General features: G+C 54.6%; 9 protein-coding genes and 1 tRNA gene. 3 read left to right on the top strand and 7 right to left on the bottom strand.

Annotation, left to right across the window (positions count from 1 at the left end; genetic code table 11):
• Nucleotides 1-72: 72 nt before the first annotated feature.
• Nucleotides 73-1146 (bottom strand): MraY family glycosyltransferase, encoded by a 1074-nt coding sequence (locus tag C5O23_RS07625; RefSeq protein WP_240597733.1) that lies wholly within the window; start codon nt 1144-1146, stop codon nt 73-75.
• A gap of 377 nt (nt 1147-1523) precedes the next feature.
• Between C5O23_RS07625 and C5O23_RS07620 the strand changes: the two genes are divergently transcribed.
• Entirely contained in the window at nt 1524-2453 is a 930-nt protein-coding gene (locus C5O23_RS07620) for a hypothetical protein (protein ID WP_107032351.1), read from the top strand.
• Nucleotides 2454-2709: 256 nt separating this feature from the next.
• Here C5O23_RS07620 and C5O23_RS07615 read toward each other — a convergent pair whose 3' ends face one another.
• Together C5O23_RS07615 and C5O23_RS07610 are read right to left on the bottom strand one after the other, a co-directional pair.
• Complete coding sequence (locus C5O23_RS07615) at nt 2710-4191, bottom strand: sensor histidine kinase (RefSeq protein WP_107032350.1); 1482 nt, start codon at nt 4189-4191, stop codon at nt 2710-2712.
• A 44-nt stretch (nt 4192-4235) separates the two neighbouring features.
• Nucleotides 4236-4961, bottom strand: a complete 726-nt coding sequence (locus C5O23_RS07610) for a response regulator transcription factor (protein WP_107032349.1) — start codon at nt 4959-4961, stop codon at nt 4236-4238.
• A gap of 436 nt (nt 4962-5397) precedes the next feature.
• Between C5O23_RS07610 and C5O23_RS14295 the strand changes: the two genes are divergently transcribed.
• Nucleotides 5398-5574 (top strand): hypothetical protein, encoded by a 177-nt coding sequence (locus tag C5O23_RS14295; RefSeq protein ID WP_160630155.1) that lies wholly within the window; start codon nt 5398-5400, stop codon nt 5572-5574.
• Between the two features lie 64 nt (nt 5575-5638).
• On the opposite strand, the gene C5O23_RS07605 is transcribed toward C5O23_RS14295, so the two are convergent.
• The 4 genes from C5O23_RS07605 to C5O23_RS07590 all read right to left on the bottom strand — a co-directional run bounded on the left by C5O23_RS07605 (nt 5639) and on the right by C5O23_RS07590 (nt 10720).
• Nucleotides 5639-5712, bottom strand: a tRNA-Arg gene (locus C5O23_RS07605).
• Between the two features lie 253 nt (nt 5713-5965).
• Nucleotides 5966-6481: a hypothetical protein gene (locus tag C5O23_RS07600; RefSeq protein WP_107032348.1), complete on the bottom strand. Its 516-nt coding sequence runs from the start codon at nt 6479-6481 to the stop codon at nt 5966-5968.
• A 67-nt stretch (nt 6482-6548) separates the two neighbouring features.
• A complete protein-coding gene (porU, locus tag C5O23_RS07595; RefSeq protein WP_107032347.1) occupies nt 6549-9920 on the bottom strand; it encodes a type IX secretion system sortase PorU in 3372 nt (1123 codons plus the stop codon).
• 59 nt (nt 9921-9979) lie between these two features.
• Entirely contained in the window at nt 9980-10720 is a 741-nt protein-coding gene (locus tag C5O23_RS07590) for a glycoside hydrolase family 25 protein (RefSeq protein ID WP_107032346.1), read from the bottom strand.
• Nucleotides 10721-10863: 143 nt separating this feature from the next.
• Between C5O23_RS07590 and C5O23_RS07585 the strand changes: the two genes are divergently transcribed.
• Nucleotides 10864-12234 (top strand): glycoside hydrolase family 28 protein, encoded by a 1371-nt coding sequence (locus C5O23_RS07585; protein ID WP_107032345.1) that lies wholly within the window; start codon nt 10864-10866, stop codon nt 12232-12234.
• Nucleotides 12235-12435 lie beyond the last annotated feature (201 nt).

Raw genomic sequence — 12435 nt, 5'->3', positions numbered from 1 at the left:
CTCTGAAAAAGGGTAATGGCGCGGGCTGGAATAATGTGGCGGCGGGGTGCGGGTGGTGTCTGTGGGGCCGGTTCAGGCGGTGACGTTGCGTTTTTTGATGAGTCTGGAGAGATAGATGTTCGAGAGTCCCCAGAGGAGTATGTCGAGGATGATGATGATGTTTATGTTGACGCTGAGGAGGCTTGACAGCGTTACGTTAATGACGGTGAACATGAGCGATACGCTTACGATGGTTATCATTGCTGCACGGGGTTTCATTCCGGCGGCAAGGATTTTGTGGTGGATGTGGTTTTTGTCGGGGAGGAAAGGGCTGTGGTGCTGGCGGATGCGCAGCATATAGACGCGGATTACGTCGAAGCAGGGTACGATCAGGGGTGAGAAGGCGAGGATGGGTGTGCTGATGGATATTTTGGCTGAGTCGGGGTGGATGAAGAGGATGGTGCCGAGGACGGCGAGGATCAGTCCGATGGTGAGCGATCCGGTGTCGCCCATGAATATTTTTTTGTGTTTGTTTGCGTCGCCGAATACGTTGTAATAGTAGAAGGGTACGAGGACTCCGAGTGTGGCGAAGCTGATGACTGAGAGTGCGTAGTCGCCGAGGAGGTAGAATGAGAATCCGTAGATGACGCATGCTATTGAGCTGAGGCCTGATGCGAGGCCGTCGATGCCGTCGATGAGGTTGATGGCGTTGATTAGGAAGACGATTACGATGAGGGTGAAGGGGTAGCCGAACCAGGGTGATACGCTTTCGATTCCGAGGACTCCGGCGAGGTCTGAGAACCAGACTCCGCTGCTTATCAGGAAGGCTGCGCAGATGATCTGGACTACGAATTTTGCGCGGTATTTGATGCCGATGAGGTCGTCGGCCATTCCGACGAGGTAGAGGAGTTCGAGTGCGATGAAGGTTGAGATGAAGGGGAGTACTGAGTCGGCGAAGGCTTGGGAGATGTTGTCAAATCCGAGCTGGATGTTTGTGACAAGGGCTACTGCGATGGAGGTGAAGATTACGGGCACAAAGGCGATGCCGCCGAGGCGGGGGACGAGTCCTTTGTGGATCTTGCGTTCGTTGACTTCGTCAAAGAGATTGCGGCGGAAGGCAATCAGGAGTATCTGCGGTATAAGAAAACCTGCAAGGAGTACGCACAAAATGAATATGCACAACAAGTTAATTGGCCAATATCCCATAATTCCGGAGCTTGATAAAGAGTATTAAAAGATAAAAGAATGTAGACGATTGAAAAAAGTGAATTTATTTCTATGAATCAGCAATATTTATGACGGGCAACGAGTCTGGTTTCTGGAGGAAATAGAGATGTATGCCTATTCAAACGCAAATTTACATTATTTTTATTTATTTACAAAATAAATGTTCGGTTGTCTGTCGGGCCGGGAGGGGTAGTTTGCTGATATGTGGTGTGTTGGTGGCTGTGATTATGTCCGGGCTGCGAGTGACGGGGCTGAAAATTTGTGGTTTTTTGTGTTTTTGTGTATTTTTGTGGCGACCAACACACACACATCTGCTTATGACCAGCTTTTTTGGAAAATTGAAAGGGCTGCTGCTTTCTTATCCCGACAAAGAGTATATTGACTGGCAGATGTCGGGTCTGAAGCAGTCAGTCAAAGAAAATCATATTGCGCCTCTTCTGATTCAGAATCTTCTTTACCGTTCTGATCCTGGGGTTACTTCGGAGCGTTGCTGCGGAGAGGAGCTTGTCGTGTCGCTTTCGACTTTCGGGCAGCGTATCCACGGTGTGGCTCTTACGGTGGAGTCTATTATGGAGCAGACGGTGAGGCCTAACCGTATTGTGCTCTATCTTGGGCATGAGTTCGAGGGGCCGGGCCGGATTCCGGGTTCGCTGAGGTTGCTTGAGCGGAGGGGGCTTGAAATCAGGTTTGTGCGTGATATCGGGCCTTATACGAAGCTGCTGCCTGCGTTGCGTGATTTTCCGGGGGCTACGGTGATTACGGTGGATGATGATATTCTGTATGATTTCGATTTTGTTTCGACTCTTGTGAACGGGCATCTTGTTTGTCCGGGTGCGGTTGTGGCTCCGCGTTGCCGTGTGATGGAGGTTGCTGCTGATGGTGGTCTGAGGTTGCCGTTTGTGGACTGGGGGCTGGCTGAGAATGGGTGTGAGCCTTCGATGTGGCTTCAGCCTGAGGGTGTGAGGGGTGTGCTTTATCCGCCTGAGTCGCTTGACGGGCGGGTGTTTGATGAGGAGGTTTTTATGGCGCTTTGCCCTACTACGGATGATTTCTGGTTTAAGGCTATGAGTCTGCTGCGGGGTACTCCGGTGACGAAGTGTTATGGCGGTGGCAATAGGGCGAGTCTTGTGAATTCGCGGTCTGATGTGAGCCGTACGCTTCATGAGGTCAATAGCGGGTCTGACGGTTATGACTGTCAGTGGAGGGCGCTTTTCAAGTATTTTGATCTTGGGCGGTTTCTTGGGTGATTGTCGGTCTGTCTTTCCGGTGTGTGCGGGGTCTTTCTGTGTGTGGGCCTTGCGTGATGGTAAATCGGTGTCCTCGCCAGACACCATTTTTAGGGAAATGTTTTATCCCCCCGACACCTTTGCGCTGCGCGCTTTGGTGTCGGGGCTATGAGTAAACCGATGTCCTGGCGGACATCAGCCGTGCGGGATGTTGGCGGACATCACTGGGGCGGGTGTGTGCGGGGGCCTTTCAGTATGAATGCCGTGCGGGGCGGGGTTAGTTTTCTTCGGTCCATTTGGGGAGGGTGAAGATGAATTCGAGGCCTCCGGTGGAGCGGTTGTGGACTGAGATTGTGCCTCCGAGGGAGATTATGGTGCTTTTGACGATGGGGAGGCCGAGACCTGTTCCGCCCATTTTGCGGGAGCGTCCGGTGTCGACCCGGTAGAAGCGTTCGAAGAGGTGGGGGATGTGTTCGGAGCTGACTCCGTTGCCGTTGTCGTAGAAGGAGAATACGTAGAAGCGTTTGTTTTCGGATATCATGCGGAGTCCTATCTCTGTGCCTCCGGAGTGGAGTGCGGCGTTGCGTATGAGTCCGCATATCATGCCTTGGATGAGGTTGTAGTTTCCGGAGACGTTGCATTCGAAGGGTATGTCGAAGGAGAATTCGAGGTTTCCGGAGAGGTTGTTGGCCGGGAGGTCGCTTTCGATCTGGTAGACGAGGTCGTGCATGTCGATTTTTTCGACGGCTATCATGTCGGCTCCGTTTTCGAGGCGTGTCATTGTTGAAACGTCGTTGAGCAGGTCGGTGAGGCGCTCGACGTTCATGAGCATTCTGTCGAGGAAGCGGTTGCGGGTTGCGGTGTCCATTTCGGGATCGGCTATGATTGATTCGAGGTAGCCTCGGATGATGCCGACCGGGGTTTTGATTTCGTGGTTGATGTTGTTGGTGAGCTGGCGTGTGATTTTGACTTTTTCCTCTATGGCGTTGATGGCTATCTTGCGTTCTTTTTTGATGAGTTCCATTGCTTTGAGGCGTTCGCGGTAGAGCTTGATGATTTCGCGTGAGATTTCGCCGAGTTCGTTGCGGGGAAATTTGTCTTCGCCTGAGAAGCGTCCGCCGGTCGTGGCGCGGTAGGCGAAGTCTTTGAGCAGGACTACGTTGCGCGAGAGGATGCTGGTGAAGTAGTAGGTTACGAGGAGGGTGGTCAGTAGGCAGCCGATTATGACGAGCCATACTGTGGTGTCGACGTCGATTGCGTCATGGACGTTGTCGCTGTATGGCATGGCTGTGCGGACGGTTACGCGCCCGTCTGAGCTTTTTGTCTTTGAGAAGAGATAGCAGTTTCCGTCTTCGTCGCTTCCGACGGTGCGTCCGGCTATGATTTTGCGTTCGCTTCCTTCGGTTGGGCTGTTGTCGAGCCCGTAGCCCCTGAGAGTCAGGCCGTCGTTGTCGATGGGGATGGGTGTTCCGAGAGAGTATTGGAGCTGCCCGTCGAAGTAGACGCTGACTCTGACGCCTTCAAAGACTGATCCTTTGAAGAATTTCTGGATGAAGTTGAGGAAGGTGCGGAGGTTTACGTCTTCATCGTAGGCGTTGAGGATGCGGTTGTCGATCATTTCCAGTTCGGAGCCGAATATCTGTGCGCGGTAGTCGGCCTCGCGTTTGTATTGGTAGTATATTATGAGGCCGAATACTATGCAGAGTATGGTTGCGAGCGGCAGAAATAGTCGCCATTGATAACTGAGCTGGTGTTTCATAACAACTGTGAGGCCGGGGGGTGGGTATTGTTGTGAAACGCTCTTTAGTCTTTTTCTTTAAAGCCGTAGCCGAATCCGAGTCTGGTTTCGATGTTGTTGCCGTAGCGGCCGATTTTTTTTCTAAGACGTGTGATGTTTGTGTCGATGGTTCGGTTTGTGACTACGACGTCGTCGGCCCAGACGTGGCGTATGATTTCTTCGCGTGAGTAGATGCGGTTGCGGTGGGTGAGGAAGAAGGCGAGGATCTCAAGTTCGGTTTTTGTAAGGGCTATTTTTTCGCCGTCGAGGCTGCAGATTTTGTCGTTGGGGTCGATGCGCAGGCCCTGGTAGGCGATCTGCGGTTCGAGCGCGCTGTCGCCGGCTATGGTGGCGGCTGCGGCTTCGCGTGCGCGGCGTGCTATCTGGGTGCGGCGGAGGACGGCGTTGACTCTAGCTGTCATTTCGCTGATCTTGAAGGGCTTGGTGATGTAGTCGTCGGCTCCGATGTTGAGGCCCATGACGGTGTCGTCTTCTCCGTTGAGGGCTGAGCAGAAGATGATTGGGGTTTCTTCTGTTGCCGATGAGTTGCGCAGGCGTTTGGCGAAGTCGAATCCGCTCAGCCGCTCCATCATGATGTCGACAATGAAGAGATCGTAGGGCGTGAGGTCCATTTCGAGCGCTTCTTCGGCGCTGAATGCCATGTCGACATGATAGCCTCCTTTCTCAAGGTTATATTTCAGGATTTCGCAGATTGATTCTTCGTCGTCGATTACTAAAAGGCGTGTACTCATTGTCTATGGTCAGGGTCTATGGCGGTTAGTGTAATATATGTATGCGGATGCGGGGCTTGAGGAGGGGGTGGGCCCGCTTTTCAAGATGCTAAGGTACGACATTTTCGGGGAGTGTGGTGTTAATAAGTGTTAAATACAGAGGGTGTGTGAACTTTCCTCCAGCACGGCGGTTATAAAGACATAGTTACTATATTTGCACTGTGTTTTCATGGTATTAGATTTAAGGTTAAAGAGCAAAGAGGCTGTCGTGATGACAGCCTTTTGTTTTTTTGGGGGTGTTACGGTGCCGAGGATGAAAGACATTCAGACAAATTTGCTGCTTAACAAAATCTAAATAGGGTTAAATGCGGAAACTATCGGCGGGGCGGGGGCGTTTTGATTCTGTCAGAAGACGGAGTTTTACTATAGATAATAATAATTAAACACACACCTGACTATGGAATTTCTTAAACATGACCATCCGGAAGAACGTGCGAAATGTCGCCGTCGCCACATCGTCCATTGTATTATTCATGCGACTCTGCAGGTTGCCACTCTTGCTGTGGCTGCCGCAGCTCTCTGTGAGATCGAGAAGTTGCGTGAATCGGTCGGCCATCTGAAGCGTGCCAGGTAGGCCGGGCCGAGAAGATGAAAAAAGCAGCTCCGATACCTGACCTGGTACCGGAGCTGCTTTTTAGTGACTCCTACAGGATTCAAACCTGTAACCTTCTGATCCGTAGTCAGATGCTCTATTCAGTTGAGCTAAGGAGCCGTTTTGTGAGTGCAAAATTAGGCCTTTTATTTTAAACCACCAAATTTTTTCCGAAAAAATATTGAAAAAGTTTTCAACACAGTTATTAACATAGTTGTCAACAAGTTTTGAACACAGCTGTGAATAATGTTGAAAACCTGAGGGGGAGGATATAAAGCAATCGGGCTATCCGTCTGATATGCCGTTGGTTGTCGGCGTGGTGGCGGATGGCCCGATGTTAATAACTGATGTTGATAAGTCAGTGGGGCGGGTGTTATTTGCCCATGAGTTCCTTGACTTTGTCGGCGCCGGCCTGGGCGGCGTCGGCGGTTTTTTCTTTGGCGCTTTCAACTGCGGAGGCTGCTTTTTCCTTGGTCTGTTCGGCTGCGTCGCTGATGGCTTCTTTAGCTGAGCTGACTTTGTCGCTTACGGCTTTTGAGGTGGAGTCGGCGAGTTCTTTGGCTGATTCTTTGGTTGCTTCGAATGTGGAATCTGCTTTGGCCTTGAGGTCAAGAGCTGTGAGGCCCAGCACTGCTGATGGATCTTTGGCCTTTACAGCTGGGGTCACATCGCTGAGGAAGGTTTCGGCGGCTGAGTCTTTGCCGTCTTTGATGAGTTTGTCGGCATAGTCTTTGGCCTGCTGGACGTAGATCTTGAGGCTGTCAGGATCGGTGCAGTTCTCGATTTTTGCCTTCAGGGCTTCACCCTTGTCCTGGGCTTTCTTTTCGGCACTGCAGCTGACCATCATGACTGTGGCTACGAGTGCGGCTGATAGAAATAGCTTTTTCATAATCTGGTAAAGTATGAGTTTTACCTTGTTATAAAACCTGAGAGGGGTAAAATGTTCATCGGTCGGATCAGAGCGGGGCTACGGCGATGCGTTTGGTCATTGTGGATGACTGTCCGCCGGTGGTGACGGTGGTCTTGTAGAGGTAGATGCCGCGGGTTACTTTCGATCCGGCGCGGTCGGTGAGGTTCCAGGTGACGGGGGCTGAGGCATACATGTCGGCTCGGCCTGTGGTCTGGGAGTCCCAGAGGAGTTTGCCGTTGAGGTCGTAGACCTCGATGCGGACTGTGAGTGTGGCGTCTGGGCGGTTGTGGGTCACGTAGAAGTTTGCCTGGGTGAGGGCTGGGTTGGCGTCGGAGTAGATGTCGAAGATCCTGGGGGCAAGGTCGGGGTTTACAAAGAAGTCGATCGAGGCTGAGGCTGAGTTTCCGGCTGTGTCCCAGATGCGGAGGGTGGCGGTGTGGTTTCCGGCGCTGAGTTCGGGGAGGCGGTAGAAGATGGAGCCTGTGGGAGAGCCGTCGATGTCAGGGGTGTAGCCGTTTGAAATGTCAGTGAGGTTCAGGTCGTTGTCGATGCGTAGGCTCATCTGATGGCCTATGCCGAGGTTTGACATGTTGAGGGCTACGTCGTCTCTGACGCGGGCTATCAGTACGGGGTTGGCGCCTACGACGTCAGACGGGCGGAAGCTTTCGTGGTCGAGGTAGAGCGATTCGATTACGGGGGGCACGTTGTCGGTCTCGGCGTCGTAGTCAAATCCGTAGACGTAGAGGTTGCGGCTCACTCCGGTGGCTTCGGTGCCGTCATCGGCGGCGGCAAAGAGGGTCATGGTGGCGGGGCGGTAGTTTTCGGCTACTTCGGAGGGCATGGGTATGGTTATCTCGAAGAGTCCGTCGGTGACTGAGGTGCGGCCTGAGAAGAGGCGTTCGCCTTTTTCGTCGAATGTGACTGACTCGCCGTCATTGCCGCGTCCTTCGGTGGTCTGGCTGTGTTCGGCATCGAAGAGTGTCAGTGATAGCCAGCCGTTGAAGCTGTCGATGCGTTTGCCGGAGGGGTCGCAGATCTCACCTTTGACCACGGGGCGGCCGAGGGCTTTGAGCTCAGGTCGGGATTCGTCGCTGACCTCCGTGCCGTCGACCGAGAGGAGGCGCACGGTGTTGACGGGGGTGGCGAGCCTCAGGGCCGGGTCGCCGAAGAAGACGTAGCGGCGGATGTTTTCATCGACTGTCATGTTTTTGGCCTGGCGTACCACTTCTCCCATAGGTATGAAGCGCCCGTCGGAGTCGCGGGTGAGGGCTACTTTGCCGAAGTTGTCGGAGAGTACGCCGTTGCGGGCTATGTAGACGGGGCGCACGGCGCAGAGGCCGCCGATGATGCCGCCGTTGTCAGTGAGCAGCAGTGATTCCATGCCGCAGGTGGCCGATCCGTCAAATTGGGCGAAGGTGCAGGTGGCGGCGTAGAAGAAGGGTGGCTGGCGGAGGTAGAGGCTGTTGAGGTTGGCGGTGGTGAATATGCCGTCGCCTGAGAGGGAGTTGATTGATCCGTGGCCTATGTATGACCATAGTATCACGCCGTCGTCGAGCAGCGAGAAGATGCGGTCAGAGGCTTCTTTGGAGGTGCCGTCGGTGAGCCGGTAGGCGTCGATGAATACTTTGTTGAATGTGAAGCCGCTGCCTGATTCGGTGGATAGCATCCGGGCTTCCATTGTTTTGGTCTGGGTCATGTGGTCGCCGCCGTTGCCGTCGTCGGCAAACATCATGATGCGGTTGCGCCATTCGCTTTGGGCGGGTGACGTGACGTATTTTTCAAGCCGCCGCACAAATATTTCGGCCGATTGGGCAGATCGGGCGGGTATGCGGCCCACGGCTATGCTGTTTGTGGCGTTGACAAGGCTTAGACCTGAGTTGTCTTCGAGGAAGGTGAGAATGTCGTCGGAGCAGAAAGAGTTGCTTTCGTTGACGCAGTGTTCCGACTGCCAGATGGGGAGGGTGAGAGCCGGGCTTGATGACATGGCTGGCGTGAGGCGGCGGTGGTCATGGGTGGCGCCGCCCATGAGCAGGACGTATCTGAGAGTAGTGGCGGAGGGAGTGGCTTTTCCGCGGTCGTAGAACATTTTGAGCATGCGGCGCATGGCGTTGACGTCGGCGCAGCCTGAACCGAACTCGTTGAAGACCTGTTCGTCAGTGACTATGAGTACTTTCATGTTGTCAGGAGCGGCGGTGTGGATGGCGGCTATGCGGTTGCTTTGGCCGAGGAGCTGGGGCGGAGTGATGATGACCATGTCAGGCGTCTCGGCGGCATGGATATCCTGGTTGTCGAGATGGCGGACGAGGCGCGGCTGGGGCAAAGAGGAGGTGGAGGTCCAGGCGCAGTAGGTGCGCAGGCCGTTGTAGTCGTTGGTCCAGCCGGAGGTTTTGCCGTCGGCTGTAGCGCGCATGGCTATGGGGCGGCGAGGGTCTGTGACGTCCCAGATGCGTGTCTCGGCCGAGGTGCCTTCGAGGCGGAGCGAGCGGCTGTCAGAGGTGAACACGAGATGGCCTGAGGCTGGGAGGGCCAGGCGGCGGGTGTAGGTGAGGTTGATTTTGTCGAGGTTGGCTATGCGCAGGGCGCCGCTGATGCTGATGCCGATGCCTAAGGAAAGGGAGGTGCCGTTGATGGTGAAGCGTTTGCGCACGCGGCATGTGTCGCCCCAGTTGTCGTTGCTTACGCCTGAGACCTTGTCGCCGGCGGCTTTCGGGAGGGTCTGGCCGTTGGCGGTGAAGGTAAGGTTGATGGGGGTGCTGACAGATTTTCCGTAGAACTCGCATTGCATCCAGATGTCGGTGTTCTCTACTCGGCCCGGAAGCTGGAAGCTGAAGGTGCGCGATGGGGTGAAGCGGAAGTCTTCGCCTAAGAGCTGGTGGCCGCTTTCGGCGGGTGTTGTGCGGTCGAGTTCGTGGTAGAGGCGTTCGGTGAAGGTTGTGGCGGCGTCAGGCTGCGGGGCTGAGCCTTCGGTGGGGATTGAGGGGTCGTCCTGCGGGCGTGAGTCGCTCAGGAAGTAGTAGCCGAGGGTGGAGTAGGGGTTGAGGGAGTGGGTGAAGATGTCGTCGCGCTCGCGGGTCCATGTGACGGGGCCTTCGGCGTAGAACACTATGCCGGCTGAGGTGAGTTCGCTGCGCACGAGCGGGAGGTCATCAATGTAGTTGTCGATGCTGAGGAGGTCGGGGATGCGTTGGCCGCCGTAGCCGTAGACGCGCACGTTTTCAGGGTTGGTGAAGCCTAAGGTGCGCAGTGTTGATGTGGTTATGAGGTGCGGACCAGAGGTCTCGACGCTCATCTTGACCCAGCGGCCCGACGAGAGGACGGACGATGTCGTGTAGGTGTCGGTGCTGAATCCGAGAATCCGGGCCGGAAAGGCACAGAGGAATGTGATGGCGGTAAGTATGCTGAGTAACCGGAGTTTCATCTGCGGGGTTATCTGATTGGTCTATGGGATATCTTTATATAAACGTGGCTGTTAGCCTATTATTGTGTGTCGGCTGCTGCCGATGTCATGCATCCGGAGGCAAACACAGCCCAGTCGGTGCGCGAGCCTTTGAAGGCGTTGATGTCGACCGGGGCGTTGATTCCGTTGATCCAGCCGTTGTGTGTTCCCTGCCAGAGGTGCCATTTCATGTCTTTTGGTTCGTCGACGAGCGAGCAGATCCATAGCGGGTAGCCTTCGAGACGGCCTTTGATGAAGCGGGCGAAGCCGTTTTTGTTGGTGTAGATCATCACGCGGTAGCCGTGGCTTTCAAGATGATCTATCATCTCGGATAGGCGGTTGAGCACCATCGCTGTTGGCTGGCTGTTTGGGTTTGCCCACTCTTCGAGGTCGATGACGAGGGGGAGGTCGAGCTGGCGTCCGCGCACGGAGTTGAGGAAATTGAGCCCTTGCATGTAGCCCGGAGTGTCGAAGCGGAAGAAGTGATATGCGCCTGTTTTCAGCCCTGCTTCGCGGGCAAGCCTGATGTTGTCAATGAATTTCTTGTCTTTGAAAGTGCCTCCTTCGGTGGCTTTTATGATTGCGAAGTCTATGCCTTCGGCTGCCACCTTGCGGAAGTCGATGTCGCCGTTGTGGGCGCTGATGTCGATCCCGATGACCTCGAAGCGGTCACGGTCGGGATAGATTTTGGTCGATCTCCTGCCGTAGCCGCAGCCTGTCAGCAGGACTGCGCCAAGGAGCAGCAAGGCGACGAGCGGCGAAAGTAATACTGATTTCTTCATGGCGGCGGATTTGTCAGCAGATACAAATATAGCGCTTTTTTCGTGAAAATACCGAAAACAATCTCTAAATTTGCACTTTCAGAAAGCCGGAGGGTGAAAATCGGCTCTCCTGTCACACCCTCTTATATAGTTTTAACCGGACCATGAAATTGACCAAGAGATCATTTGTAGTTTTTGCAGTAGCGGCAGCCGGATGCCTTATGAGCCGGGCCGCAGTATATAATATAGTGGATTACGGTGCTGTGAGTGACACCACCCGTCTGAGCACTCAGGCCATCCAGCGAGCCATAGACAGTTGCACGGAGGCCGGTGGCGGAACGGTGCTTGTGCCGGCCGGATCGTTTAAGACCGGAAGCATTTTTCTGCGTGACAATGTGACGCTCAATCTTGAAAACGGCGCCACGCTCTATGGCAGTACCGACATAAAGGATTACACACCGGTGACCACCGGCTATGTCTCGCTTCGCACCGTCACTCCAACAATCCAGCTGATCTATGCCGACGGGGTGTCACACGTGGCTGTCACCGGCCAGGGCACCATCGACGGCCGCGGAAGCGCTTTCCCGAAACTGTCGTGGAACGACGAGGGAATCACACGCCCCCATCTGCTGCGTTTCATCTGCTGCTCTGATGTGAGCGTTGAGGGGGTGACACTCAGAAACTCAGGCTGCTGGATGCAGCACTATCTGGCCTGCGACAGGGTGAGGATCGACGGCATCACGGTGTTCAACCGCAACAATTACAACAATGACGCTCTTGACCTCGACGGTTGCCACAATGTGACCGTCAGCAACATGATAGCCGACTCAGACGATGACGGGATCACTCTCAAAAGCACCTCGCCGCGCCTCTGTGAAGACATCACGATCAGCAACTGTGTGATTTCAAGCCACTGCAATGCCATAAAACTCGGCACCGAGACCAATGGCGGTTTCCGCAATATCATAGTCCGGGGCATCACGGTGAAACCGTCGGCCGACCAGTCATCGCAGTTCTTCGGCTTTCCCGGAGGTCACGGCCATTCGGCCATCTCGCTTGAGATTGTAGACGGCGGCACGATGAGCAATGTGGATATAGCCGACATAACCATCCGCGGCACCGAGTCGCCGATCTTCATACGTCTGGCCGACCGCCGCCGTCCCTATTCCAAGGATGTGCCTGTTGAAAATGTAGGTTCGATCAGCGGAGTGCGTCTCCACGACATTCTGATCGACGAGGCCGGTCCCGGCGGAAGCTCGATTACCGGAGTGGAGGGCCATCCGGTCAGAGACATTGAGCTGCGCAACATCACCATACGCCACAAGGGAGGCCAGAAGGCTGTAGCGGCTCCGTCTGACGAGAAAATAGCGGAATATCCGGAGTCGACCATGTGGGGCATCCTTCCGGCCCAGGGCTTCTGGCTCAACCACACGCGCGGAGTGATCTTTGACAACGTACGCATCGAAGCCATCACCCCCGATGCCCGCCCGCTCTTCGTCGCCACAGACTCCGAAGGCTTCGTCACCAAGGAGTGAAAGCCGGGGTGATTACCTTCGGTTACGTCTATGGCGTACCTTCGCAGGACTATCTCCATTCGGTTTCCGTAAACTTCATCCATTATCCGGATCTCGGCTGGATTGTCAGCAGTCTTGAAAAATAAGATGACGTTAAGAGGGTGTCTCTGACGTTCTCTGAACGCGATAAAACAACCGCTCCATCCGCAGTGCCGAAGGTGC

Origin of the sequence: Duncaniella muris, assembly GCF_003024805.1 — a bacterium.
GTDB classification, from domain to species: Bacteria; Bacteroidota; Bacteroidia; order Bacteroidales; family Muribaculaceae; genus Duncaniella; species Duncaniella muris.
Note: the sequence above shows the minus strand (reverse complement) of the source record. Positions and strands in the feature narration are given on the sequence as shown.